Here is a 25,487-nt window from a genome sequence, read left to right on the forward strand (position 1 = left end):
TCCTCATGCGTTTTATCGTGCTTCGCCATCAAGAAGAAGAAGGTCTCGGCACTATTGCCGAATGGCTGAAACTAAACGGACACTCGCATTTCTATGTGAACCTATTCGCAAAGCAGCGCCCACCGTCGAATGCGCTCATGGCATACGACGCGCTCGTGTCAATGGGTGGGCCCATGTCGGTCAATGACGACAGTGAGCTCATGCAGACGTCACTTGCGCTGACCGCTGATTTCGTGCAGGCGAAGAGGCCGGTCTTAGGTGTTTGCCTCGGCGCACAGGCAATTGCAAAGGTGGCCGGTGGCACAGTTGCGCAATCTGCCTTTGAACTCGGGTTTGACCGCGTCTCGCCGGTATCGGCGCACCCATTCTTTGCCTCTGGAAAGCTGGCGGTCGAAGATTGGGATGTCTTTCAATGGCATGGCGAAAACTTTACGCTCCCGGCAGGTGCCGCTCACCTGTTCAGCGGCAAGCTTGTCGCAAACCAGGGTTTCACCTACAAGCAGGCTCTCGGCCTGCAGTTTCACAACGAACTTTCACTGGAATGGTATACAATGTGGTACGAGGGCCTGCGCCACAAATTCGAGAATATGGATAAACTCGTACCACCCTCGGCTGATATGCCGTTTGTGTCTCTCAAGACGAATTTGTTCGCTCTGTTGAATACTTGGCAACGCGAATGGTCTTAGCCTTTTTGCCCATGAATTAATTCATGGGCAAAAAGGCGCACGAACTTCTCAATGCCCTCTTTCCTAGCCCCGAACCGAAACGCATCACCAATTACAGCAAAGTAAACACGTTCGTGTTTGGGCAGCTCGTGAACATTATCGAGCGTAATGCCGCCGATCAGAACCAGCGGTAACGACGTGCGCGTCAGATATTCGCCGACCACGTGCCGGTTGGTCGCGACATCAGGCTTGGTCGGGCTGGGGAACATGGTGCCGAGCGCAATGTACGCAGGCGCTGGTTTGGCTTTGAGCGCGAGGGCGAGTTCGGCAAAACCGTGCGTCGATCTGCCGTAAGGCACGGTCAGCCCAGAAGGCAGCGCATCTTCTTGCCCCAGATGCAGCGGCAGTGCATACTTTTCTGCGAGCCCAGCATGGTCATTGACCACAAGGCTCGTGCCAGCGCTGCGGCATATGTCTATCAGCGGCAAAAGATTCGTTTCGTACTCGCGCGCCGAAATACCCTTATGCCGGTATTGTATCGTTCTGCATCCCCCTTTGGTTGCGCCGGTGACAAAATCAGCGGTAGTCAGACCGTGCTTTGCGCAGGTTTCACCGTCGCAGATAAGGTAGAGGTGATATTGATCGGATAAAATACCGCTTGCGTGCATATGGATGTCTGGTGAAATACCAGAGAGAGGCAGGTTGCAAAGCACTTAGGTGGCTGGTCGCAAGGGCGTTCGCTTCGAGCGCCTCAGCGACCGCTTAGCGCACAAAATAAGCCGTTCGTTGCGGCGTGGTCTCGTTTTTACGATGCGCTCGAAGCAAATGGTTCGTTGCAACAGGCTCGCCGATGGCTGAGGTGCTCGAAGCCATCGGCATGTGTACCCAGACCGAGGTAAGCTGCAATCTGCCCAAAGGATGTATGATGCGAAAAATATTTTTGATTCTTCTTCTGGCGCTACCCCTGTACGCCAATATGCGCGCCCCAGTCATGATCAAACGCGGCGCGAGCGCGCTCAAATCGGTCTCTGCCGCGAAAATGGAAGTGCTCTCTGAGAGCCTCGAATTCGATTGCCCGGCCGCATACACGGGCGGCGTCAACCTGACATTCTTTGCCGACGCAGCATGCTCAGCGCGCGTCACATACCGCATTCGTTCGCAGGCGTTGAGCGTGCAGCTTGCCTTCGTCTATTCGGGAACATCTGAAATCTCGTGGCAGCTCGCAGGCAAAACCTACACGAGTAAACCCGCGCCGCTCTCTTCGCAACAAAAGTCGTGCCCGCATTGTCCGCAGTCTCTGGCGCGGCTGCAGACCGCGTTGCAGACTTTAGATCTTGCCGAGGGCGAGAACACCCTCGTTATCAGCTACCGGCAGCCACTCGAATTTCGCGAATCGGGGCACAACTATTTCAGCGCAGGCAAATGGAAGCAGGGGTTTAGTTATGAGCTGTGGCCGATCGCCGAATGGCAGTGGGCAACGGGCTTTCACGCCGATCTGCGGCTCTCTATCGCCGCGCGCGACGGCTTTCTCGGCATCGGTTACAAAGATGACACGATACGCTGCTACATCGACGAAGACGGTAAGTTCAGTGAGGTGGATTTATCCCTTTCGAAGCCGTCTGCCGGCGCGCGCTCAGCCTCTGCCCGTGTCGAGCCCAAAAGAGCCCCGCAGCGGCTCAGATGTGAGTATGCTGCGGGGTAAGTCGAATATTGAGTGAAGGAGCTTTATTCGTAGTAGATTAGCTGAGCCAAGGTAGCATCAACCGGAAAATTATATATCTTGATTTCATCCATCAATCCTGTAATCGGATTCGCACCACCGTCGGGTGCACCGAACGTGAGCGTTGCGTTTGTATTGAAATCTGTTCGAATTGCGTTTGTAGTGCCTTCTTCAAAGCCATTGACATAAAGCGTCGCCAAACCGCTGAGGCGATCGACGCTGATCATCACGTGGTTCCAGGTGACATCTGATATCAGGCCTCCAGGGGTAGAAATCGCCAAGCTGAGCGTCCCATTTCCGGTTTCGAAATTCACTGCGCCGGTCGCATCGACATAAAGTCGAAAGCCATCTGTGCTGGCACCAAGCCCCGAGTTGGCGACGATAACGCAACTGGTACTACAGGCGGTAACACTGGTGATATTCACCCAGGCGGCAATCGTGAAAAAATTACCCGGATCTTGGCCCAAGATAGTCATGTTCGATGTTGAGCCGTCGAATTCACCAGCCTCGGTGCCGTCGTAAGAGCCCGTGCTTGAATCACCAATAGCTGTGCAGATTGCACTCCAAGGTGTCATAGAAAAACCGAGATTTGGGCAAGACGTCGCCGGTGCAAACATGTCGAACCAGTGGTCTGGTGGTGGGGCCAACGCAGCAGAAAAGTCTAAGCCAAGAAACCCGGCTGAATCCCACAAATCTTTCGAAGTGTGGCTGGTGATGACATAAAGATCTTCGGTGAACCCATCGAAAAAATCGAACGCAGAAAATAGCACTAGATCATTTGCGGCGCTGTCGGCGTTGAACGTTGACATGCTAGTAATGGAAAGGCCACTGAATGCAAGCGATGTGTCGAGGTCAAAAATCGGGCCGAAGTATTGCTGACCAGCGGCAGCAAATGTCGAACCGTAAAAGACCCCAATAATTGCGTCTTCGTAACCCGAATTTTCTTGCCTGACCTGCGTTGCTGACGTTGCATTATCCATACCGTAGCCGAACGGCGTGACATTTGCACCACCAGGGTCAAATGAATGCCCGATGCCCGATCCGTCCGTTGAAAATAGTTTATTTCCATCGCCTGAGATGCCAATGATTGTGTGGCCAACGGTGGCAGTGTTATTTGTAATTGGTGATAAAGATGACGAACCGGGGTTTGTGGGGTCGACTGTCGCGGAGCTTATACCCGTATAATTCACGTAGACGACCACATTTGTCCCTGAGGCCTTCGCTGCGAATGAGATTTTTGAACCCGCGCCTATTCCGCTGGTGATTTTTTGCGGCGTGTTAAAGAAAGGTAAGAACTCGCCGTCAAAGGCAGTTGTCGATTTCGCAACGTATAAGTCATGCAATCCACCCTGGTTCGAACCAAAAACCAGTGCCAGATATCCGTCACTCAGTTTAACCAGATATGGGCTATATTCGTCAGTACCCGGCTGTGAAATTGTCGACCCGTCGGCGAGGCGTAGGCTTGCCTTGCCCTTGATTTTGCCCAGCATCTCTTTCTCGCCTGGCACGGGCTTTGAGCAGTTGGCGGCGAGCAGCCCTAAGAGGGCGGCAAGTACCCACATGCTGGTGTTGCGCAGTTTCTTCGACATAGGGCCAGCTTGGGTGTCTATATACAGATTGCCAAGCATTTTGGGGGCAGACCGCGAATCTTTAGTCGGTGATTTATTCGTTCGACGCATACGCTGTTGTGACGGTGCGAGACACATTTGCGCGACAACGGAATTGGCATACTTATGCCCTAATCTGCGCCTCTTAGAAATAGGCGTGGCTAATGATTATCCATTGCTTGTCGCTGAGGTTATCGAGCGGGTTGGCAAATGAAGCGTCGGTAGCGCCGCCGGCCGGGCCTATCCACACGAGGCGGTACTCTACCAGCAGCTTGAACCAGCTGAGGGGTGTAAATTCGATACCGAAACCATAACGACCCGTGGCCGTACCGCGCCGCGCGGTGTCTGCAACGTAATAATGATGGTTCACTTTCAGGTTGATGCCGCTAAAAAGCAGGTAATCCACGCCAATAAATGAGGCATAAAACTGCCGGTTCGCAAAAGCACCGCTGTATTCGCCGACCGCCAATTCGCCCATAATGGTGAGCGGGTGCCTAAACCAGAAACGCCCGGGGTTGATGTAGCCGTCAACTGAGACTGCGCGCAAATTGCCGCCATATTCGCGCGCGCGCTCTTTCATCATTGCCGACGCACCCAAGCCATACGCGAGGTCGCGCCAGCCTGCGGCCACCGACGCACCGAACCCCTGCGGATTAATCACGAAATTCTGCGCTGCATCGCCGATGCGCTGGCCCCCGTTATTGGCGAAGACGGCAACATTGAGGTAGGGGTAGTTCGCGGCAAGGCCCGCTTCGAGGCCCATGACTGCACTGTATTTGCGGCTGAGATCCATCTCGAAATTTCGCCGCACGAACGCCGTGTGGTCTTCTTGACGAAGGCCAAACGTCGGTTGAAAAATACCGCCGCGCAGATAAAGCTGGTAAGGCAGTTCGTGCAGCATGAGGTAGGCGTTACGAATCGTATACATTTCGTCGGCGCGGCGGGGGCGCCCTGTGGTGAATTCATCGGTACGCCCGACAAGTCCCAGCGTAGCGGCAGCCGAAAAGTTACGCACCGGTTGAACGCGCGCACCGAGATCGAATTGCATCGGGAAAAATGCTTCGCGTGTATCTGTTTTCAGGTACGCAAGGCGCATATCGCCGCCCACTTGCAGCAGTGGCCGTGCGTTCAGCTTGCCATAGATTCCGTATTCGGGGGCATATTTGTTTGCCCCCGGGGCCGCGCCGTACGGTGTGCCATAGACGAACGGGTCGTAGAGAAAATAGTCTGCGGGCAGGCCGTGCGTGCGGTATTTGTCTGCCTTCGTCGCCTGCGCCGGCTCGACTTTTTGAGGGACAGTGGCGTTAGCCGGTGGTAAAGCGGCCGGTTCTGCGGGCTTCTTTATGCGGGCAATCAGGGCACCGAGATTGCGGTCTCGGTCATGCCATGGGCGGGTTTCTGATTCCCAGATCGGCAGCGTCGAACTCCCGAGATATCTACCCGCTGCAGTGCGCATGCCGCCGCCACCGGGGTCGGTGTGGCAGCCCTGGCAAGACATGTTGCATTTGCGTTCTGCAAGCGGGGGATCTTGCCATGCACGCTGTTTGTCCGTTTCAAAAGGGTAAGCATGGCAGCTGTCGCATTGCCTGCCTTCTCTCGCCGTATAGAGCGGTAAGCTATGAACCTGCAGCGAAAAGAGAAGCGCGGCGCAGACAAGAAATTTCGCCGCCGGCTTCAGGTGCATCGCGCTCAGCCAGTGATCGTTAAAACACCGGCATTATTCGTAACGGTATAAGAAACAAGACTTGCGCTCGTGCGGGCGCCGTTGCCAACGCCAGTGGCGCCGTAGAGCTGTTCGGTGTGGCGCTGGCACTGCATCGAGGTTCCCGATTGCGCGACGATTTCGCCAGATTCATGAGGGCAGCGCCTGCCAAACGCGCGGTAAGTTGTGCCATCGAGCGTGACGATCAGGCCGTCGAGGTTCAGAAATTTCTGCGAATCGAGTGTGTTTTTCTGATCCGTTGTCAGGGTCAGCGACCCCGAGAAATTCTTGCCTTCAGCACCGTTCGCCTCGTCGCTCTTGGCACACGCCAGAAGGCAGTATACCAGGCTGACCGAGGTCACTCCGATAGTTGCTTTTCGCAAGAACTCCGCACGTGTCTGGTGATCGCCGGCGAGCCCTTCGTTGTTGGGTATTCTGTTTTCAGCGCGCATGGGTTCAACCTCAGCCAAGTCGGCAATTTGGCGAGCTTTTTTGCGCTGCAGGTTAGACTTGCCCGCTGCACCGGTCAGACCGGCAGAATCTTCTGAATCACATTACCCTCGCCCAGAAGAACGATCTTCGGCTGAAAACCTTTGGCTTCTTCGGGGGTCATCTGTGCGTATGCGATGATGATAATTTTGTCGCCGCGGTGGCCGAGGCGGGCGGCGGCGCCGTTGAGGCAGACCTCGTGGCCGCCGCGTTTGCCTTTGATGAGGTAGGTCTCGAGGCGGGCGCCGTTGTTGACGTTCACCACGTGAATCTTTTCATATTCCATGAGCCCGGCGGCGTCCATGAGGTCTTCGTCGAGTGTGAGGCTACCCTCATAAAAGAGATTCGCGTCGGTGATTTCGGCGCGGTGAACTTTTGCTCTCAGCAGTGATATTTGCATAATTAGGCGAACCTCTTAATGTTGTCTGCGATGCGCTGCGTTACGCTCTTTTGCCCGAATTCGAGGCCGACGCGTATTGCGTTGCGCACGGCTTTCGCGCTCGAAGAGCCGTGTCCGATAATGCAGACACCGGCGACGCCCAAAAGCGGGGCCCCACCGTATGTAGCATAATCCATTCGTTTCTTGACGGCCAAAAAAGCAGGCTTCATCAGCAGCGCGCCGCCCTGCGCAATCGCCGAAGCATTAATATTCTTTTTGAGGCTTGAGAAGATCGTCTTCGCGAGGCCCTCGATCGACTTCAGCATGATATTACCGACAAACCCATCGCAGACGACCACGTGCACGGGCTTGCCCGTGCCATAGAGGTCGCGGCCTTCGACATTACCAACAAAGTCATACGGCAGCTTGCGCAGTTTATTGAGCGCCGCTAGCGTCATCTCATTGCCCTTGGTATCTTCTTCGCCGTTAGAGATTAAGCCAATTTTAGGATTTATCACTCCCATGATTTCGCGCGAGTAAACTTCACCCATGATCGCAAATTGCACGAGGTATTCGGGCTTGCAGTCGACATTGGCGCCCGAATCGAGCAGCACTGTCGCGCCGCCATCTTCGCGCGGTATCGGGGTGGCAATGGCGGGCCGCTTGACTCCCGGCAGCCGGCCCATGTGGGCGAGCGCCGCCGCCATTGAGGCGCCGGTATTGCCGGGAGAGAAAAATCCCAATGCTTCGCCAGATGCAACCAGCCGGGCTGCAACGTTTACCGACGCGTCTTTTTTTTGCCGCACGGCCATTGCAGGCGAGTCTTCCATCGTGATCACTTCAGAGGCGTGCACCACGCGAATATTCGGGCCGCTGTAGCCGTGGCGCCTGAGCTCAGCGTTCAGAATTTTTTCGTCGCCGACGAGCAGCACGTGAGCATCGAGTTCGCGCGCTGCGTTAACGGTGCCAGACACGAGCGGGGTGGGGCCATGGTCGCCGCTCATCGCGTCGACGGCCATCCAGAGGTCGGGTGATGTGCCCGCAGACATACGCTCGAGTTGCAGTTTCAGACACCTTGCCAAGCAGGTTTCAAGTTGGCATTCGGCTACCCGAATGGATCAACGCAGCGGCCAGAAGGCGTATTCAACCTCGGGGTGGGCGATAGCCGCCTCTTCGCGCGTATCTTCGGTGGGCATCGCGATCAGCGGCGAATCGCAAAGCTGCACGAGTGTATGGTAGGCTCGGTTTTTGGTGACGTCTGCCATCTGCACTGGAATTCCATAGCCGGCCGATGCGGTGAGGTCAAAATCTTCGGCGACGTAGAGCGCGAGGACTGCTTTACCGCTGGTGCCTGCCCTTGCCATCATCGCCTGCCTGTTCGCAGACGACCATCGCATCACCAGCACGATACCGGCCTCGCCGGGAAACAGAATCGGCTGGTTGTCGTCGACAAGCTCTTGCGCTGCCCGCAAAGTCTGAAAGTCGGGTCGGTCGAGGTCAATATCGAGAAAGCGCACGCGTCTAAAATGCGCACCTGAACAGCACGTGAACCCAGAAAAAACCTTTTCGCGCCGTCGTCGTCACCGCCGGGGTCGTAGAGACGCAGCAGGCTGTGTCGCTACGACCCCGGGACTATGCTCGAATCACTGACGGTAAAAGATTTCGCCCTCATTCGTGAGCTGAATATTCAATTCGGTTCGGGCCTCAACCTGATCACCGGCGAAACCGGCGCAGGTAAGTCAGTTATTCTCGGAGCATTGTCTCTGGTGCTCGGTTACAAGGCGACCACCGACATGATCCGTTCGGGCGCCAAGCGCGCGACGGTAGAAGCAGCGTTTGCGATGCCCCCCGATACCCGCGCGGGAGCCAAAGCGCTGAGGCAAATTCTCGCCGACCAGGGGCTCGACGACGACGAAGGCAGCCTCATCGTACGCCGCGAAATCAGCATCGAAGGCAAAGGCCGCAGCTTTGTCAATTCGCGTCAGGTGCCCTCGGCCATCTTGCGCGAGATTGGCAAATTTCTTGTCGATATTCACGGCCAGAACGAGCACCAGAATATTCTGACCGTCGATTCGCACCGCGCGATACTCGATCGCTACGCACATCTCGGCGAACTCGTTGCCGAAATGCGCAAGTTGCACCGGGCGCGTGAAGAGGCGCGGCAGAAACTCTCGAGTGTCACGCTCAGCGAAGACGATAAAGCGCGTCGCCTCGATATTCTGCAGCATGAAATTCGCGAGCTTGAATCGGCGCGCATCGACGATGTGCGCGAAATTGAAGAACTCATTGCAAGAGAAAAGAGTCTCGCAAATGCCGAGACATTGGTGAGCGACCTGAACTCCGTCTACGAGGCTTTGAGCGGCGAGGGCGGGTTCGTCTCGCGTGGCGGTTCGATCGAACGCATGCTCGAGGCCGACTCGCAGTACGACGAGTCGCTCGGTGAAATTCTCAACCAGTTCAGAGAGAGTTATTATGTGCTCGAAGAAGTGTCACGTCAGGTGCGCAGCAAGGCCGAGTCTTATTCACTGAACCCTGAGGAGCTCGAAGAGATGCGCGAGCGTATCGGCCTTTTGCAGTCTCTCGCTCGTAAATATGGCAGCCGCGGTGCTGCAGCCACGGGGGCGAAAGAGACCGACTACGCAAAGGGTCTCGAAAACGCCAAAGCCTACCTTGAGAAGGCGCGCAACGAACTCACGGGCATCGAACTTTCTTCAGGCGAAGAGGCGCGCCTGAGAAAAGAAATAGAAACCTTAAACTCACAGATGAAAGACAAGGCGCTTTATCTTTCAGAAAAACGCCGCCTCGCCTCGCTCGAACTCGAGCAGAAAGTTCAGCAAGAGCTCAAGGCGCTCGGCATGGAAGAGACGCATATCAAAGTCTCTATCCGGTGGGAATACGCAGATGACGGCACAGTGACGCAGGCTGCATCGCCCGATAAAAAGTACGTTATATCTCCCACTGGGCTCGACATCGTCGAGTTTCTGATGGCGTCGTCGTCGCGCGATACGCTGCGCCCCTTACGCAAGATTGCCTCGGGCGGCGAAATGAGCCGCATAATGCTCGCGCTCAAGAAGGTCATCATCGAAACCGACCCGGTTTATACCATGGTGTTCGACGAAGTAGACGCAGGGGTAGGCGGGCGCATTGCCGAAGCAGTTGGCAAAAAGCTCGCAGGCCTGTCTCTCGCTTCTCAGGTCATTGTCATCACGCACCTGCACCAGATTGCGGGGCTTTCACCTGACGAAGTACGCCACTTCAAGGTCTCAAAACACAAAGAAGACGGCACGCGCATCACGCGGCTCTCGAAAGAGCAGCGCTTGCAAGAAATCGCGCGCATGATCGCCGGCGAAAACATCACCGAATCGGCGCTGACGCACGCGAAGGCGCTGCTGTCGCAGAAGATTGACTAAAAATCCACACGCTCGTAAACCCGCATCGCGTGGTCGAGAAAGTCGGTGAGAACAACGTACCTGCCGTCGGGTGAGACGTCGAGCCCGGTGGGTTGGTTGCCGGCTTCGATCTGTTCGATCATCTTGTGCGTCTGTGAATCGATGACGTTGAGTTTGCCGAATTCGTGTCCCTTAATAAGGTATGACTTCGGGTTGTTGTGGCCGCGGCTCGAAACATAGAGGTACTTACCGTCGGGTGATTCAGCGATCGTGTTCGGGTTTGCGAATACGCGCAACTCGTCAGTTTTCTTGTAGCCCTCAATAAAATAAATCAGCGAACGCGCCATGTCAGACACGGCAAAGAGGTTCGAGCCTTTCTTGAGGCGAATCGCATGGCGGCTCGCCCCCCCTGTCGTGATCGTGCTGGTTACCTTTTGTGTTTCGAGATCGATCGTCACAGTGCGCCCGGCGCGGTCGCTGTCGCTCTTGCCGCCGAAAATGGCTGCAACCATCGTCGAGCCGTCGTTTGAGAACGCCATGCCGCGCGGCACACCCGACATCTTGATGCGCTTCAGTTCTTTGAGCTTCTCGACAGAAACGACCGAAATGTCAGAGCTGTTCCAGTTGCTGGCGTAGACGAGGTTGCGCACGGTGTCGTATGCAAGCACCTTGGTCCATGAACCGGTCAGGTCGATAGTGCCGCGGTATTCGAGGGTATCGATTGCGAAACGGTGAATCGCGGCGGCCTGCATCTGGCTCACCCAGAATTCACCGCGCGTCGGCACGACCACGCTTTCGACAAAGCCGCCGCGTTTGGCATATTTCGCCGGCAGTTCTAACCGGGTGACCTGGCCCGTTAAGATGTCGATCACTTCGCTGTGGTTGTCGTCGAGCAGCGGCAAAACGACGCGCGTCGGCGAAATGAACATCGCGCTCTTCGGCTGTTTACCGGTTGCAATGCGGCGCACGAAACGGTGGCGAGCAGAAGGCACGTCGAGGGCCACGAGCGGCACCTCGGCAGGCTGCCCCTGCGCGAGCGTGACGGCAATTACCCGGTTACTGCCGGTTGCGGGGTGCGTTGCCACAATCTCGGCAGTGCCGAGACCGGCAGGCAGTGCCTTCAGCACGACATTCGTCTCAGCAAGCGTCTTATCGGCATTCGAAAACCGGGCAGGTACCTTCTGCCCGCCGAGCGCCAGCTGCACCCCCTTGAACGGCTGCAGCAAAAAGCGGACTTTGCAATCTTTGACATCACCCTGCAGGTTACAGGTGGCGGTGACGGCGACCGGCCGCGAGGCATAGACCCTGGGCGGTTCAGCGTGAATATAATGAGGATTTACTCCCGCAAGAAGGGCTGCAGCGTAAAAAGGCTTCAGGCTGCGGGTAACGGGGCGGCGCATGCGGTAAAAGCGAAACCGCAATTCGCGCGGACGAGGCAAAAATTAAACGCTCAACGCTTTTTCTGTTAAATCCGACATAATATAAGAGCCATGATCGAGCTTTCACGCCTCAACGGAAAGGTCTTCTTTCTGAACCATAATCTCATTGAGATTTTCGAGGCGACGCCCGATACGGTGATTAAGCTCACCGATGGCACGAAATACGTCGTGCGCGAAAGCACGGCAGAGATGCTCGAGAAGATCGTTGCCTTTAACCGGCAGATCTTCGCGGAAAAGACCCGGGTAGAATAGCTCGCGGGGATGTTAAGGGGTGAGCGTTGCGTAGCAACGCGCAACCCCTTAAAAAAACATTATTTCACGTGCTGCCACAAGGCGGCGGCGCGTGATAGGAGACGACATGGCAGACGCAGAAGACTTAGACCAGGATGACGGCGGTGAAGATAGTGTCGCCGCCCCGATAAGTTCTGGTCGTTCACGCATCGTGACGATTCTTATCTGGGTAGTCGCAGGCCTCATCGCGCTCGCGCTGATGTTTGTAATTTCGGTCATGGTCGCGAAATATTACAAGAATGCTGACTTTCAAGAGACCGAAAGTATCACGATTGCCCCCCCCAGCGCGCCCCCGGCTATTTTTAAGATACAGCATGAATTTCGTGTAAACACTGCCGATACCGACGAGGCGCACTATGCGCAGGCGACAATCACGCTGGGTTACGAAGGCGAACTCAACAAGATGCTCGACGCCGAACTCGCCAAGCGATTGCCACAGATGATACACATCATTAACATCATTTTAGGCGGTAAGCGCAAAGACGAACTTTTTACACCGCTGCAAAAATTGAATCTGGGTGAAGAAATCAAGAACCAGATCAACATGATCTTGCGTGACGGCAAGATCTCAGAGGTAATGTTTGAACAGCTGGTTGTCAGCTAGCAACGTTGTAGCGGGGCGAAGCCCTGCCACAACCTCTCACGGAGGAACAAATGGGTGACGGTTCATTATCACAAGAAGAAATAGATGCCCTCTTGATGGGCACCGATGACATGGCGGCCCCTGCCGGCAAAGGCGGTGGCGCGGCTGTGTCTGACGGTGGTGGGCTGTCGCCAACCGAACGCGAACTTCTGGCTGACGCGTTCAATGACGCAATGCAGGTTGCCGGGTCGCAGGCCGGTGCAATGGTCGGCAAGAATGTGCAGATCACAAACGCACAGGTCGACGAAATCACTCCGGCGCAGATTGCTGCCGAGCTGCCCAAAGGTGGCGTCATCGCCGAAATTTCGATGGGCTCGACACAAACCGCGCTCGTTTTCCCGAAAGATATCGCACGCCGCATAGCGCAGACGATGATGGGCGCATCCGACGAGGGTGGCGAAATTAACGATGCGCACCTTTCGACGCTGTCAGAGCTTTCGCAGAGTATAGTGTCGTCGATCGCAAACGGTCTCGGGGGCAAGTTCAACGAATCCCTGTCACCGTCGATGCCAGACATGAAGCTCTTCGCTTCACCGGCAGATGCACCGCAGTTCATGGGCGGCATCGTCAAGATTTCGTACAACATCGCGGTCGAAGGCATGCCTGGCTCGCGCATGACGCATTACATCGACGCAGGTTCGGCTTCGCGCTGGGCAAAAGCCAACCGTTCGGCCGGCGCGCCGCAGGCTGCTGCTTTTGATATGGATTTTGGCGGCGCGGCCGGCGGCGGCGGTGGCGGCATGGGCGGCGGAGTTTCGGTCAACCCGATCAACTTTCCGAGTTTGCAGCAGGGCAGCGGCGCGGCGCAGTTGCCCCCGAATCTCGAGCTGCTGCTCGACGTTCAGATGGCGCTCACGGTTGAGCTCGGCCGCACAAAAAAGTATGTCAAAGAAATTCTATCACTTGGTGAAGGTTCGATTATCGAACTCGACAAACTCGCCGGTGAGCCCGTCGACCTTCTGGTGAACGGCAAACTCATCGCCCGTGGCGAGGTTGTGGTCATCGACGAAAACTTCGGCGTGCGCGTAACCGACATCGTCGGCCCTGCAGAACGCATGGCGAGAATGGCCGGTGGGTAATTTTCGATAACAAGCGAACGGGCGCTTCGCCCGAAAAAATCCGCGGGCAGCTTCGCAACCTGAGCATCAGGTTGCGAAGCGTTTCGCGTGTAGTTCGCCTTGGCGAACTGCAGCGCCTGCGGATTTTTTGCGCAGTTAGCGGAAATTACCAGCCCACAGCCAAAATATTTCTAAGGCAACGCCGTGACCTGAACTTCATTCGACCCTTCTGACCGTACACCTTTGCGCGAATGCGCCTGTATTCTGAAAAAATATGTGGTGCCGACTTCAAATGGCAGCACATTCGTCAGCCGGTCGATGATCACAGTGCGCAACGCACTGACGTTAAACTCGCTGCTCGAATGTAAAAATGTCGGTACGCTGCCGTTTATAATCAGTGGCTCTTGCGTAAAAACTTCACTGTCGCCGATGCTCACGCGTGAAATGAGCAGGTTGTAACCGTCGAAAGTGTCTTCTTGGTTCTGAACGTAATATTCGACCTGCATGCGCCTGCCCGAAAGCGCCACGACGTTGAGGCCTGTCGGGCGTTTGAGCGTGAGTTCTTGGTCGAAGGGTATGCTCGTGCCGCAGCCAGCAATCGATAACAGAAGCGTCAACAGAGCGGGTTTCATAGGCACTTCAGGTATATGCCTTCACTCAGAAATCACTTCATGGCTTCAAGCCAAGTGCTGATTTCGTGGATAATGGTCTTCTTGTCGGTGCGCACGAATTCGCTCAGCAGAATATGGTTGCCATCGGCGATTTCGACCAGCTTATTCTTTTGCGATTTGCCGGGCACCTGCAACCACTCGCGAATGACCTTGATGTCGATGGTGTCGTCGTAGTGTTTTTCATCTTTAAAATAGACCATCACCATGATTGCAGGTTCGAGGTTCTTGATTCTGTCGGGTTCGACAATATAGCGGCGCAGGTTGTTCAGGTTCACAACTGCAGAAAACTTTTGTTTCGCGAGCCAATGTTTGTAATAGTCGCCATGCTGGCGCTTTTCGGGGTCTTCTTTCCAGCGGGCATCACGCTCTTTGCCGAGAGCCAGCTGGCCGAGTTCGAGTCCACCGGGAAAATTCAGCAGCCGGGTTGTTTTGTTTCCGAAATCCCACAGGGGGGCGGTCAGTACCGCGGCGTGAATCAGCTTCGGGTGCTTGTGCGCGAGATAGGTTGCAATCAGCGAGCCGGTGCTGCTCGCGATGATCACGGTTTTCTTACCGAGCAGAGGCATGTGCAGCAGCGCTTCTTCACAGGTGTTCAGGTACTGGTCGAAAGTTGCTGCCGCGTGCGCGTCGGCGTTGAGGCCATGGCCGGGCAGACGCACATAATAGGCGTTCGCTCTCAGGCTTTCGGCGAGCTCTTCGACGACCATCTCGCCTTCGCCCCGCGTTGCGCCGAACCCGTGCAGGTATAAGAATGCCAGACCATTGTTCTCTGGGTTGTGGATTGTCAGTTTTTCTGCATTATAATCGGCAACACCAATGGCGCGCGAAAAGTTACGGTTGCGTTCGGCAAAGTCTTCAAACGTCTTTGCCGTTACCTGTGGTTTGTAGCTGTATTGCAGATCGGCGCGCTTACAATAGGCGCGGCCATAAAATAGTGCCCCTGCCGCCAGAGTCACGGTAACGATAAGCTTGCGCATGAACCTATTTGCGCTTGCTTGCATGAAACGCGAGCATTATTTGTGATCTGCAGCCCGCAGATTGCGGGTGCTGCAGATAACGCGTTACTTATGAAATCCAAAAAACCAAAAACCAGTCTCATCATTATCGACGGCCATGCGATGGCCTACCGTGCGCACTTTGCATTTGCGGGGCAGAATCTGACCGACGCGCAGGGCAATGCGACCGAGACGGTTTTTGGTTTTTTTCGCATGGTCGCAAGGCTCATCGCAGACCGCAAACCGACGCACGTGGCCCTGTGCTTTGACCCGGGCCGTGAGCACAACCCGCGCTATGAACTTTTCCCCGACTACAAGGCGAACCGGCCACCGATGCCCGACGAGCTCAGGCGGCAGATCGACGACGTGCAGCAGATCGCGAAAGACCTGCACCTGCCGCCGCTGATTATCGAGGGCGCCGAGGCCGACGACACAATTGCGTCGCTGATCGAGCAGCACCGAGATGAGTTCGACCATATCGAAATTGTGTCGGGTGATAAAGACCTCTATAACATGCTGTACAAGAATGTGGTCATGCTGCGTTCCAAGAAAGGCGTCACCGAGTTTGAAGAGGTCGATGAGGCGTGGGTAAAGAATAAGATCGGCGTCACGCGCGAGCAGATACCCGATTACATGGCGCTTGTCGGCGACACCGCCGACAACGTGCCTGGCGTCAAAGGTGTGGGAGAAAAAACCGCGGCGAAGCTGATCGCTGATTACAAGAGTCTCGACAAGATTTACAAGAATATCGAAAAGGTCAAACCCGACGGACTCAGGGCAAAACTCGAAGCCAGCCGCGATAATGCCTATACCTCGCAGACTCTGGTGACGCTGCGCAAAGATATCGCGCTGCCGGTGAAACCCGCCGATCTGGTGCTGAACCTTTCTCCCGATGGTGCGAATCTTTTTCGCAAACGCGGGTTTAATACCGTGGCCAGCGAATGGGAAAAAATTCTCAAGGGCGGCGCGGTTGCCGAAGGCAAGGCAGCGCCAGCAGCTGAAATACCTGTGCGTAATTTTTGCCAGAATACCATTACAGTCAAAACCGTCGCAGAACTTGAAAAACTGCTGCAGCGCCTGTCGAAGTTCGACCAGGTCTGCGTCGACACGGAGACAACCGGGTTAGAGATTCATGACTCAGAGATTTTCGGTGTCTCGTTCGGGTGGTTTGAGGGTAAGGCATTGCACAGCGCCTATGTGGCATTGCCGAATGGCGGCGAAGCGAGCCTCAACGGTGACTATGCCGATGCCGACGCAGCAGCTGCAATGCTGCAACCGCTCAAGAAGTTTCTCGAAAACAAGAAAGCTCAAAAAATCGGTCAAAATATCAAGTTCGACCTGCAGGTTTTTCGTCGAGCGGGCATTGAAGTGCAAAACTACACCGACGATACGATGTTGCTTTCTTACCTCATTAACCCTAACGTGCGCCGGCACAATATGGACGATCTCGCCGAAGACTATCTGCAATACAAGACTGTCAGCTTTGACGAACTCGTGGGCAAAGGCAAGAACCGCATGCCGATCGGGACAGTGCCGTTAGATCGCCTCAGCCATTATGCATGCGAAGACGCAGAGGTGACACTGGCGCTGCGCGATGCTCTCTTGCCCAAAGTCGAATCAATGCAGCTCGTGCAGGTTTACCATGAAATCGATGTTCCGCTGGCCAAAGTTCTGGCCGACATCGAATACACCGGCATCTGTATCGACGCGGCGCACCTCGCCGAACTTGCAAAGGTCTATAAGAAAAAAATTGCGGCGGCAGAAAAGCAGATCTACAAACACGCAGGCGAAGAGTTCAACATCGCTTCGACGAAACAGCTGCAGACGATTCTTTTTGAGAAACTGCAAATCGCATCGAGCCGCAAGACAGAAAAAGGTGCGATGTCGACAGACCAGAGCGTGCTCGAAGAGTTAAAAGACGCGCACCCCGTGATCGCTCCTATTCTGGAATACCGGTTTTACACAAAACTTCTCAGCACTTACGTTGAGGCGCTGCCGGGGCATGTCAGCAAAACGACCGGGCGTGTGCACACGTCGCTTTCGCAGGTGACTGCCGCGACAGGCAGGCTTTCGAGCATCGACCCGAACCTGCAGAATATTCCGGTCAAAGGCGAAGAGGGCGCAAACCTCAGGGCGGCGTTCGTTGCCGCGAAGGGCCGCAAGTTGCTCAGCCTCGACTACAGCCAGATTGAACTGCGCATTCTCGCGCATGTGTCAGAAGACGCGAACCTCATCGCCGCGTATAAGAACGACGAAGACATTCACGACCGCGCCGCGTACATGCTGTTCCGTTCGCGCTTCAACCCCAAGAGCGGCAAGTTCGACGGGCCCGGGCGCGAAGTTGTTTTCGACGTCGACCAGGCGGATCTCAAAAAGATGAAAGCCATTGGCGAGTTCGCCGAGTTTCGCTCGCAGGCAAAAGTGCTCAATTTCTCGATCGTCTACGGAGTCACCGAGTTTGGGCTTGCGCGCAACCTGAGCATCACGCGTGGCGAAGCTAAAGAACTTATGGCGAATTATTTTGCGGCCTTTCCCGGAATCAAAATCTATATGCAAAAGGTGATCGATTCGGCGCGCGAGAAAGGTTATGCCGAAAATCTTTTCGGGCGCCGGCGCCCTTTGGGCGACCTCAAGAACGCCAACCGCTTTGTGCGCGAGGCCGCCGAGCGCCTGGCGATCAATACCCCGGTACAATCGACGGCGGCCGACCTGATCAAAAAGGCCATGATTTCCATTGAGCGGGAAATCCTCAACGCGAAACTCGAATCGCGTATGGTGCTGCAGATTCATGACGAACTGCTGTTCGAGGTTGCGCCGGGCGAAGAGGCGAGGCTCGAAAAGCTGGCAAAACACGAAATGGAGAACGTCTTGAAACTTAAGGTGCCGCTGAAAACCTCGGGCGCGTTCGGCCGCAACTGGAACGAATGTAAAGGATAGCTTGACGGGCTGTTTTAAGCTTAGGTTTTGCCTTGGGTTGCTTCGGCAACCCAAGGCAAAACCTAAGCTCGGGTGGTGGAATTGGTAGACACGTACGCTTGAGGTGCGTATGGAGTAATCCGTGGGGGTTCAAGTCCCCCCTCGAGTACATTTCCTTATTTAATCCCCGCACGTCCGGGGCCCTTTTGCTTGCCGCGGGCAGCGGCTTCTGGCTGGCCCTATGGTGTGCGGCGGGGTGCAGTGACCCCCGAAAACCGGACAGCTTAACCTGCTGCCATTAGGTTCCTGTATTCAACCGGCGAACGCATCTTCAAGCCTTTATGGGGCGCATGATGGTTGTAGTCATACATCCAGTCTGAAATCTGCGGCATTACTTTCCACGCGGATTCAAGGCGATTTATGTAAACGTAATCGCGCTTGAATGTTTTCACAAATGCTTCGGCCATACCGTTGCTTTCAGGGCTATAGGCAGGCGTCGTGCAGACTTGAAAGCCGATGGAAGATGCAAAATGAACCGTTTCACGGCTCGTGAATTGTGGGCCATTATCACTGAGCAGTTGAATGGTGTGTGGGCATTCAGCCTTGCCAAAGCGCTCTTCGACTGCACCGAGCAGCATGTCGCGAATGTTCAGACCGTCGATGCCGACGGTGCTGCTAAAGTGATTGATGACTTGCCGATCGTGGCAATCCAGAACAAACGCCACCCAGACGTGAGTGCCATCCCAGGTAAGCACGCCAAATATATCCATGCACCAGCGCACGTCACTTTTCGCCGTGATGATTCTGCCATCATGCACAAGGGTGCGACGGCTTGCAACTTTTTGCAGCAGCAACTGGTGCACCTTCATCAATCGGTAGACGCGCTTCTTATTCACGCGTGAAAAGCCTTGTTTTTCAAGGGTTTTGTTGAGCATTGCTGTCACGCGTCTATACCCGTAAGTCGGTCTTTCATCACAGATGCGTCGGATTTCCGGCAGTACTCGTTCATCTACCGTCTGGTCGGTTTTATTTCCGCGTCGTGAGGATTTCAAGCTTTCATAGAGGTTGGATCGAGATACGCGCAATACATCCGCTACCTGATTCACTCGAAACCCTCGATGCCGCGCAATGGCTTGTGCGAGATCAGTTTTTTTTCGCGTCCAATACGCACGGCTTCCTTGAGGATTTCAACTTCTTCCGTCTTACGACCCAAAATGCTCTCCAGCCGACGGATGCGCTCTTGGAGCTGCCTGACCTGCGATACGGGCAATACTTCCTCTTCGCTGCCAACAGCCGTCAGAGCGCCAGCCTCTTTCAGCTTTTTCCATTTGAAAATCTGCGTCGCTGCGATTCCATGTTTTCGGGCCACATACGACATGCTCATACCGGGCTGTTCGGCCTCTACCAGAATCTCCAGTTTCTCCGCGACCGACCATCTGCGCCGCCGCTGGACGGTTGTGACTAACTCTACCTTAGCCTTAGTACTATCATTATTCATATCACTACTCCTATGTCTTAGGAGCAGGATAAGGTGTCCGGTGATTTAGGGGGTCGCTACACCAAGTATTTACATAAGTCTTAACCGGCGGCGGTTTTTGTCGGAGAATCCATGCACTAAGCTCGAAGTTCTCGTCCCATGTACTCGGCGAGCTATTGGCTTTTGCAGAAGATATATCACGCTTTAAGTTGATTCCAAGTCTTGAACCTTCTGTATACGCCCTTACTTTCCAGAGGCTATAGGTCGCCATACTCCTGGCCCTTTTAAGCTTACTTAGGGCCAAATAACACCGCTCATATGCCTTTTGCCATCGGTTTGAATAGACGTTCACCCGGTTGGTAAAGTAGCTGACTTCGTGGAGTATGTAATGTCGCCAAGGTGTGATTTCCGGCGATATTAATGGCAGCTTTCCAATTCGTTCAATCCGATTTGAGTTATAGGCAGCACATCCTCCCCAGGTGATCAAGATTTTCCGGGGTGCATCCAGAAAGTCATATCGACTGATGCGAATATTGAATAGACTCACAAGGCCGAGGGCTTTGTACTTTGGGAATTTCACTTTGCTATTTTCCGGAGCGTGTATCCCCGTTTTCTTCCCATAGACTTCACTATGTCCAGGGCTAAAGCGAAGATCTCGGTTTCTAACATCGATCGCTTAACCTTGGCTACGTCCCGGTCCACCAGATATATATTCTCGAAAGCGTTTTGTCCTCCGCGCTCTTTGGGAATGATTAATTCAGCCCGAGTGCTCTCAGGGGTTAATTCCCGGTTTGTTAGCGGACAGGTGTACTTTTGCTTTTCCAGCAATGCATAGAAATCTTTAGCCGTGAATTTGTAATTCTCGCTCATTTCTGTCTCGCTTTCTTTGGGACGTAGGTCTTAGGAATCAGTGTCCGTGCATTCGCGTTAAATTCTTTCAAATTACTCCGATCTAAAACATAGAGCAGATCAGGCAAAGTCGGCTGTTTCTTACGGATGTCGAATTCGTATTTAAGATTAACAGCCGTAGGGCTTGAGCGATCAATAAGCTCAATAAGATTGAGGGCAAACCATTTCCGGAGAATTCTATACGACTTCTTGCGATCAATGTCAATTTCATCGAGCATTTCTGACAACGAACACCAGCCTTCACCGGGTAAGTTTTCCCAAAGCACTGCTGCGATATGTGCGTACTGTTTTTGCTTTGCTCTCTGGAAGTCCTGGGATCCTGGCCAGAACTCAGAGAACTCTTTGAGAGCTGCTGCGAGTAGGCCTGAGCTGTCCGTTTTTAGGAGAGCTTGGATACGTTGATCTCTGCGATTGCGATAGAGTGGTTGCGATTTGACCTTCCGATCTTCAAGAGTTAGTGCTTGATAGAAATGTTGAGGGAGACTCTCTGAGATCTTGGAAGTTTTACGGGGATAATTATTCCTCACAAAGCCCACAGACGCGGCTTCGCCGCGTGATGTGGTTTGCGCGGAAAAATTCCCCAACTCCCCACCACCCGAACCCGCCCCACGCCCCTCTGACCCAGCGCCCACCAGCAACGCCTCCCACCCATAATACCTGACGTTACGCCAAAAAGCATACTCATCCAAATACAACTGACTCCACTTCGGCTTGATATACCCATACCCGGATCCAAAGTTATGTTTCAAATTCCGGTTATGCCCTTCAACGCACTGCGTATTAATTCCGTGGCGCGACCATCTCTCCCTACTAAATCTATGGCGTTTGTCCTTGCTCTTCAAGCTGTGGTTTATCATTCTATGATTTTTATTTATGCGATAGTAGAACTTGTACCCTTCATCGGTGAACACCGGGACGTTCTTTGGGATGTATTTATCCAACATCGGGCGCAACGTTTCACCCCGGTTGTCGGGCACTGACTGGTAGATTACTGGTCCGTTTTTCCAGGCCAGGGTCTGGACCAGGATTCCTTTTTGCTCCCCGCCTAATTTATCAGACATGTATATAGAGGCCGTTAAACCCCCATGTTTCCAGCGTTTTCTGCCTCCATTCGCCCTGGACGAAGTGGAGTACAACGCACAAGTATCAACCTGCGGAATGGCTTTCCCAGCAATAATTTTAGACAGGTCCTTATCATCTTCTCTTGGAAAATTCACGTTGCCTAAATTCTTTTCCAGGTCCTGGTAAATCCGCGCATTGAGCTTCGGCAAATGTTCTGCTGCCAACAACTGCAGTCGGCGTTTAATTAATGTGGCGGTGTTCTTTGCAACACCCAGGCGCTTCTGGATTTCTGATGCAGTTAAAACTTTCGGGTATCGCTCCAGACTTTCATTAAGGGCCCAGCCAAACATCCACAGCGGAATTTTTAGCCCAGCCAATGGTGTTCCTACGTACCTGGAGCCTTGGTAGTGGCAGGTTGGGCAGCGGATCACATACGCGCGGGTGGAGATGGATTTGGTTAGGGGGATTCGGCAGGTAGGGCAGGTCTTGGGGTAGAGGTTGTTGAGAAGATTTATGGCCAGGTCAGTGTATGCCTGGGCGCCGGGGATGGAGCGGCGGTTAAATGGTTGATTGGGGGTGTAACTGGGATTTGTGTGGGTAGTGAGGGAGATTCACATAGCCTCGTAGATTCCCGCTCGTAGGCTAGTGGCTCGTACAGGTGCCGTGATGGAGTAGACATTTTTCTTTGGCCTACGCGACATGCTCGTAGACTTTGAGCACTGTCTCGGCATTCGGGCGCTTCTTGACGTAAAAGTCCACCAAGGTCTGGACTTGGCTATGCCCCATGTACTGAGCCAACGTGTATAGGTCTATGCCTTTGCTCAGTGCGTTCGTTGCGAAAGTATGGCGAAAGATGTGGAGTCTGGCCTTTTCCAAGAGTTCAGCCCCCGCAGCTCCTGCAGCTACTGCCTTATGGGCTGCAACTTTCAACATTTTGAGTACTCCATGTCGATCGAGTCTATTGCCGCGGCGCGTCTCAAAAAGGAGTGATTCCCCTTTAAAAACTGATGAAATGCGGTGGTAGAGGTCTTCAGGAAGGTAGACATCTCGCATCTTGTGCCCTTTTCCCAGTACCGAGCCGCGGTAGCACAAACCCTGCTTGGTAAGCCTGGCAGACAAAGTAAGCGCCTCAGAAATTCGCAATGCCGTTATCTGTAGAAGTTCGATAATGAGTGATCCCCTCGCCGTAGCGAAGCGCTTTAGGACTTCGATCTCCTCAATCGTCAGGACATCTGTTTCGGTTTTCGAGCGCGGTATCTTGATTGCTGGTTCGCGCAAGAGGTTCGTTACTGCGAATATATCAATGGCTGATGCATTCTGCATCTCCATGCTCTTGATGATAAGTCGCCGATTGGCTGCGACAAATAAGTTGAACTTGGCGGCCGATACCTGGTGGTTGCGTACCTTCTCGCGCAGGTCATCAACAGCCTTGCGAAAACTGAAGGCATCAACAGGTAGATTGCGGATTTCACAATACCGCAGAAAATCTTGAATCTGCCAGCGGTAGTTGCGCGGCAGGTTTAGCACTGCTATCAACTCGTTGGTTCTCTCAGCATGATTAGGTACTTGGATAGCGCTCATCGCAATAGAATAGGGGCGAATCTCGAAACTGTCAAGCTCCAGAACTGGCATTTACCGCAAAATGGGAGTTATGGGGTAAATGGGTGGTAATTCGTTCGGCCGGGCAAGAATACCAATGTGTTCTGTGGGGGCAAAAACTGCTTGCCTGAAATGTTTTTCGATGGTATGAGAATTCAACACACGGGTTTCGATACTTCTGCATCTTGCGTAGCACGTGCGCACCAGGGAGGGAGCAATGAACATCAATCCGAGCGGGCCACTGAGCCAAGCTGAGATCGATGAACTTCTGGATGGGACCATTAAGCACGAGTACCCGATATCTGAGAATGACGAGCGTCTAGAGCATAAGCAGAAGAAAGCATTCGCACGATTGTTCCGCGTCTCTTCCAAGACAGGATTTTATCCAACGAATCTTGACTACCTCGAGGAAATGTTACAATACCAAGCGCAGAAGTTTATTCTAATGAGCGCGTCACAAAAAGCATCATCAAGCATAACTGCATATGAATCGTTGGCGCATGATTTTCTGTTCTATAATCCCGATGCATTGACTGCAGCAAGAAAGATCAACCAGGCATTAGATATCAAAATCCGGCAACGTTTAAACCTGTCACAGTTTATACCAGGGTATGTTCAGATAATTCAGCGAGAGAAGCTGAAAAAGCGTGATGCAGAGATACTCTTGATAGTCTTCATGCTGAAATTGAACAACTATGAAATAAGTCTCGGTCAGCTGGCAGATATATACGCTCTGGGATTCAAGAAGCGAATTGAATTCAAAAAGTATATGCGGTCAACGCATTCTCCGATTGGCAAGAAGCTGCTATATATGCGGCAGAATTCAAACGATGAGGCAGCGGTTCTGATTCACGGTGATGTGTTTAATATGATTCTGGGAGCGAGCCTTCTGGAAGAAGAGTACATGGCTTATGGTATTCTGGGGAGCAGGCCAATCGCGTGGGAGAGTGTTGTTCTCCCTGAAGAAGAAAAGGAACGAATCTATTCGCTAGTCTGCCACCATACAGCTACGAGAAAGCGCCTCCAGAAATGGGGCTATGATCGTGTTGCGAGCTATGGGCTCGCCACGACTATTCTATTTCAGGGGAAGAGTGGTACGGGAAAGACGATGTTCGCGCATGCGCTCGCTACGCGACTTCAGAAGAAAGTGATCACGGCAGATGTGAATCAGGTATTGGATAGGCTTGATTCTGCGCCTGCATTGCGATCGTTATTGATTCAGGCGAGAGTACAGGATGCTATTCTCTTTTTAGATGAATGCGAAAGATTATTAGGGAGCAGCCACTTCAGGGATAGCAAGATTACAGATGTGCTTAAGGCCATAGAGGAGTTTGACGGCATCGTGATACTTGCCACGAACAAGCCTAATGACATGGATGTGGCGATGCGCAGGCGCATCTTACATACGCTGACATTCGAAGTACCAGGCGCGATTGCACGTGAGCAAATATGGCGTGCGCATATTTCGCGGAAAACACGTCTAATGGGTCACATCAACTTTCGCTACCTGGCTGAAAAATATGAGCTTACTGGAGGATTAATCAAAAACGCCGTTTTAATCGCAGCAGCCATGGCGGTAGACAGAGCGCCACAAAAACCAGCAATTACGCAATCTGATTTAGAAAAAGCGGCAGAACAGCAGCGTCGAGCAGGTCACGAAGTGCTGTCAGGTGAGGATATCGCGTACCATGAGAACTATGACCTTCGAGCTCTTTCTTATGACACAGACGTGACGCGACAAATCAACGTTCTCCTGACAGCTTGTCGCCAGCGAGACGAAATCTGGCGAAAATGGGGCTTTGCAGACAAGTTCGCGCACGGTACAGGTCTATGCGCCTTGTTTAACGGACCTTCGGGTACAGGCAAAACGGCAGCAGCGTACGGCATTGCCGCCGAACTGGGGCTGCCTGTGCGGACCATAGAATTCGCCAGTTTACTCAGTTTGTGGCATGGCGACACAGAGCATAATGTACTCCGAATGTTTCAGAAGCTCAAGGGCAAATCCGAGGTGGTAGTCTTTGACGAGTGTGAATCTCTGCTCACAGTTCGTGACGGACAGGCCTCGCGTACTCAGTCGAATATCATGAATATTTTCCTGAGGCACCTCGAGACTTTTGACGGAATTCTCATCATGACAACCAATCTGAAAGAAGAACTAGATACGGCGCTTGAAAGACGTATCCTGTTCCGTATTGATTTCAAAGAACCAAATGCCAAAATTCGGGAACAAATCTGGAAGAATACCGTCCCGTCTAAGGCTCCAGTTTCTGGGGCGATCGATTGGCGCAGGTTTGCGCAGGAGTACCAGTTTACTGGCGGGCAGATTAAGAACTGCTTGATATCAGCTATGTACCTTGCTCTCTCTGATGCGGCATCTGAAATCACGGAGCGTCACCTGCGGCAAGCCTGTACGCAGCAAGCCATAGGCTTCGATCAACGTAAGCAGATCGGTTTCTCTGCTGTTTCTTAGAACATG

General features: G+C 53.5%; 21 protein-coding genes, 1 tRNA gene and 1 pseudogene. 9 read left to right on the forward strand and 14 right to left on the reverse strand.

The annotated features are described in order from the left end of the window. The first annotated feature begins 5 nt into the window (after positions 1–5). On the forward strand, positions 6–686 hold the full coding sequence (locus tag TURPA_RS13100) for a type 1 glutamine amidotransferase (protein WP_014803786.1): 681 nt from the start codon (positions 6–8) through the stop codon (positions 684–686). On the opposite strand, the gene TURPA_RS13105 is transcribed toward TURPA_RS13100, so the two are convergent. Further along, positions 683–1,333, reverse strand: a complete 651-nt coding sequence (locus tag TURPA_RS13105) for a thiamine phosphate synthase (protein WP_014803787.1) — start codon at positions 1,331–1,333, stop codon at positions 683–685. The genes TURPA_RS13100 and TURPA_RS13105 overlap by 4 nt on opposite strands. Before the next feature lie 182 nt (positions 1,334–1,515). Between TURPA_RS13105 and TURPA_RS13110 the strand changes: the two genes are divergently transcribed. Beyond that, entirely contained in the window at positions 1,516–2,367 is an 852-nt protein-coding gene (locus tag TURPA_RS13110; protein WP_014803788.1) for a hypothetical protein, read from the forward strand. A 23-nt stretch (positions 2,368–2,390) separates the two neighbouring features. Here TURPA_RS13110 and TURPA_RS13115 read toward each other — a convergent pair whose 3' ends face one another. From TURPA_RS13115 to TURPA_RS13140, 6 genes are all read right to left on the reverse strand, one after another. Further along, on the reverse strand, positions 2,391–3,974 hold the full coding sequence (locus TURPA_RS13115; protein ID WP_041948514.1) for a LamG domain-containing protein: 1,584 nt from the start codon (positions 3,972–3,974) through the stop codon (positions 2,391–2,393). Between the two features lie 163 nt (positions 3,975–4,137). Next, on the reverse strand, positions 4,138–5,676 hold the full coding sequence (locus TURPA_RS13120) for a hypothetical protein (RefSeq protein WP_014803790.1): 1,539 nt from the start codon (positions 5,674–5,676) through the stop codon (positions 4,138–4,140). A gap of 5 nt (positions 5,677–5,681) precedes the next feature. After that, entirely contained in the window at positions 5,682–6,146 is a 465-nt protein-coding gene (locus TURPA_RS13125; protein ID WP_014803791.1) for a hypothetical protein, read from the reverse strand. A 74-nt stretch (positions 6,147–6,220) separates the two neighbouring features. Beyond that, positions 6,221–6,583, reverse strand: coding sequence for an aspartate 1-decarboxylase (gene panD, locus TURPA_RS13130; protein ID WP_014803792.1), 363 nt, complete (start codon positions 6,581–6,583; stop codon positions 6,221–6,223). A gap of 2 nt (positions 6,584–6,585) precedes the next feature. Further along, positions 6,586–7,611 carry a phosphate acyltransferase PlsX gene (plsX, locus tag TURPA_RS13135; RefSeq protein ID WP_014803793.1) on the reverse strand — a complete coding sequence of 342 codons (1,026 nt, stop codon included), beginning with the start codon at positions 7,609–7,611 and terminating at the stop codon, positions 6,586–6,588. 69 nt (positions 7,612–7,680) lie between these two features. Next, positions 7,681–8,079, reverse strand: a complete 399-nt coding sequence (locus tag TURPA_RS13140) for a hypothetical protein (RefSeq protein ID WP_014803794.1) — start codon at positions 8,077–8,079, stop codon at positions 7,681–7,683. Positions 8,080–8,196: 117 nt separating this feature from the next. Between TURPA_RS13140 and recN the strand changes: the two genes are divergently transcribed. Continuing rightward, positions 8,197–9,972 (forward strand): DNA repair protein RecN, encoded by a 1,776-nt coding sequence (recN, locus tag TURPA_RS13145; protein WP_014803795.1) that lies wholly within the window; start codon positions 8,197–8,199, stop codon positions 9,970–9,972. Here the strand turns inward: recN and TURPA_RS13150 are convergent. Further along, a complete protein-coding gene (locus TURPA_RS13150; protein WP_014803796.1) occupies positions 9,969–11,351 on the reverse strand; it encodes a YncE family protein in 1,383 nt (460 codons plus the stop codon). The two genes, recN and TURPA_RS13150, sit on opposite strands and share 4 nt — an antisense overlap. Before the next feature lie 90 nt (positions 11,352–11,441). Between TURPA_RS13150 and TURPA_RS13155 the strand changes: the two genes are divergently transcribed. The 3 genes from TURPA_RS13155 (at position 11,442) to fliN (ending at position 13,403) form a co-directional block, all read left to right on the forward strand. Then, positions 11,442–11,642: a flagellar FlbD family protein gene (locus TURPA_RS13155; RefSeq protein WP_014803797.1), complete on the forward strand. Its 201-nt coding sequence runs from the start codon at positions 11,442–11,444 to the stop codon at positions 11,640–11,642. A gap of 106 nt (positions 11,643–11,748) precedes the next feature. After that, positions 11,749–12,285, forward strand: a complete 537-nt coding sequence (locus TURPA_RS13160; RefSeq protein ID WP_014803798.1) for a flagellar basal body-associated FliL family protein — start codon at positions 11,749–11,751, stop codon at positions 12,283–12,285. Positions 12,286–12,335: 50 nt separating this feature from the next. Continuing rightward, complete coding sequence (gene fliN, locus TURPA_RS13165) at positions 12,336–13,403, forward strand: flagellar motor switch protein FliN (protein WP_014803799.1); 1,068 nt, start codon at positions 12,336–12,338, stop codon at positions 13,401–13,403. Positions 13,404–13,573: 170 nt separating this feature from the next. Here the strand turns inward: fliN and TURPA_RS13170 are convergent, their stop codons facing one another. Beyond that, positions 13,574–14,014, reverse strand: coding sequence for a hypothetical protein (locus TURPA_RS13170; protein ID WP_014803800.1), 441 nt, complete (start codon positions 14,012–14,014; stop codon positions 13,574–13,576). Positions 14,015–14,046: 32 nt separating this feature from the next. After that, positions 14,047–15,030, reverse strand: a complete 984-nt coding sequence (locus TURPA_RS13175; protein ID WP_014803801.1) for an alpha/beta hydrolase — start codon at positions 15,028–15,030, stop codon at positions 14,047–14,049. Between the two features lie 90 nt (positions 15,031–15,120). Between TURPA_RS13175 and polA the strand changes: the two genes are divergently transcribed. Together polA and TURPA_RS13185 are read left to right on the forward strand one after the other, a co-directional pair. Next, positions 15,121–17,985, forward strand: coding sequence for a DNA polymerase I (polA, locus tag TURPA_RS13180; protein WP_041949345.1), 2,865 nt, complete (start codon positions 15,121–15,123; stop codon positions 17,983–17,985). Between the two features lie 66 nt (positions 17,986–18,051). After that, positions 18,052–18,133: transfer RNA gene (locus tag TURPA_RS13185), tRNA-Leu, on the forward strand. A gap of 104 nt (positions 18,134–18,237) precedes the next feature. Here the strand turns inward: TURPA_RS13185 and TURPA_RS13190 are convergent. The 4 genes and pseudogenes from TURPA_RS13190 to TURPA_RS13210 all read right to left on the reverse strand — a co-directional run. Then, positions 18,238–19,462, reverse strand: a pseudogene (locus TURPA_RS13190) (IS3 family transposase); the annotation flags it as partial. Positions 19,463–20,017: 555 nt separating this feature from the next. Further along, the gene (locus TURPA_RS13200; RefSeq protein ID WP_014803804.1) at positions 20,018–20,311 is read right to left on the reverse strand and encodes an HNH endonuclease; all 294 of its coding nucleotides are present in this window, start codon (positions 20,309–20,311) and stop codon (positions 20,018–20,020) included. Beyond that, positions 20,308–21,789 carry a transposase gene (locus TURPA_RS21965; RefSeq protein WP_157210497.1) on the reverse strand — a complete coding sequence of 494 codons (1,482 nt, stop codon included), beginning with the start codon at positions 21,787–21,789 and terminating at the stop codon, positions 20,308–20,310. Before TURPA_RS21965 ends, TURPA_RS13200 begins: the two co-directional genes overlap by 4 nt. A gap of 313 nt (positions 21,790–22,102) precedes the next feature. Continuing rightward, positions 22,103–23,044, reverse strand: a complete 942-nt coding sequence (locus TURPA_RS13210; protein ID WP_014803806.1) for a tyrosine-type recombinase/integrase — start codon at positions 23,042–23,044, stop codon at positions 22,103–22,105. Between the two features lie 184 nt (positions 23,045–23,228). Here TURPA_RS13210 and TURPA_RS13215 point away from each other — a divergent pair, with 184 nt between their 5' ends. Then, complete coding sequence (locus TURPA_RS13215) at positions 23,229–25,481, forward strand: ATP-binding protein (protein ID WP_014803807.1); 2,253 nt, start codon at positions 23,229–23,231, stop codon at positions 25,479–25,481. The last annotated feature ends 6 nt before the right edge of the window (positions 25,482–25,487 follow it).

The sequence above is a fragment of the Turneriella parva DSM 21527 genome, from assembly GCF_000266885.1.
Classification (GTDB): domain Bacteria; phylum Spirochaetota; class Leptospiria; order Turneriellales; family Turneriellaceae; genus Turneriella; species Turneriella parva.

Bases quoted from the DNA above. Each gene is read 5' to 3' on its own strand.
- TURPA_RS13150 (WP_014803796.1), bottom strand. From the start codon at position 11,351: ATGCGCCGCCCCGTTACCCGCAGCCTGAAGCCTTTTTACGCTGCAGCC.
- TURPA_RS13120 (WP_014803790.1), bottom strand. From the start codon at position 5,676: ATGCACCTGAAGCCGGCGGCGAAATTTCTTGTCTGCGCCGCGCTTCTC.
- TURPA_RS13105 (WP_014803787.1), bottom strand. From the start codon at position 1,333: ATGCACGCAAGCGGTATTTTATCCGATCAATATCACCTCTACCTTATC.
- plsX (WP_014803793.1), bottom strand. From the start codon at position 7,611: ATGTCTGCGGGCACATCACCCGACCTCTGGATGGCCGTCGACGCGATG.
- TURPA_RS13160 (WP_014803798.1), top strand. From the start codon at position 11,749: ATGGCAGACGCAGAAGACTTAGACCAGGATGACGGCGGTGAAGATAGT.
- fliN (WP_014803799.1), top strand. From the start codon at position 12,336: ATGGGTGACGGTTCATTATCACAAGAAGAAATAGATGCCCTCTTGATG.
- recN (WP_014803795.1), top strand. From the start codon at position 8,197: ATGCTCGAATCACTGACGGTAAAAGATTTCGCCCTCATTCGTGAGCTG.
- TURPA_RS13155 (WP_014803797.1), top strand. From the start codon at position 11,442: ATGATCGAGCTTTCACGCCTCAACGGAAAGGTCTTCTTTCTGAACCAT.
- TURPA_RS13170 (WP_014803800.1), bottom strand. From the start codon at position 14,014: ATGAAACCCGCTCTGTTGACGCTTCTGTTATCGATTGCTGGCTGCGGC.
- polA (WP_041949345.1), top strand. From the start codon at position 15,121: ATGAAATCCAAAAAACCAAAAACCAGTCTCATCATTATCGACGGCCAT.
- TURPA_RS13215 (WP_014803807.1), top strand. From the start codon at position 23,229: ATGAACATCAATCCGAGCGGGCCACTGAGCCAAGCTGAGATCGATGAA.
- TURPA_RS13115 (WP_041948514.1), bottom strand. From the start codon at position 3,974: ATGTCGAAGAAACTGCGCAACACCAGCATGTGGGTACTTGCCGCCCTC.
- TURPA_RS13210 (WP_014803806.1), bottom strand. From the start codon at position 23,044: ATGCCAGTTCTGGAGCTTGACAGTTTCGAGATTCGCCCCTATTCTATT.
- TURPA_RS13200 (WP_014803804.1), bottom strand. From the start codon at position 20,311: ATGAGCGAGAATTACAAATTCACGGCTAAAGATTTCTATGCATTGCTG.
- TURPA_RS13125 (WP_014803791.1), bottom strand. From the start codon at position 6,146: ATGCGCGCTGAAAACAGAATACCCAACAACGAAGGGCTCGCCGGCGAT.
- TURPA_RS13110 (WP_014803788.1), top strand. From the start codon at position 1,516: ATGGCTGAGGTGCTCGAAGCCATCGGCATGTGTACCCAGACCGAGGTA.
- TURPA_RS13100 (WP_014803786.1), top strand. From the start codon at position 6: ATGCGTTTTATCGTGCTTCGCCATCAAGAAGAAGAAGGTCTCGGCACT.
- TURPA_RS13175 (WP_014803801.1), bottom strand. From the start codon at position 15,030: ATGCGCAAGCTTATCGTTACCGTGACTCTGGCGGCAGGGGCACTATTT.
- panD (WP_014803792.1), bottom strand. From the start codon at position 6,583: ATGCAAATATCACTGCTGAGAGCAAAAGTTCACCGCGCCGAAATCACC.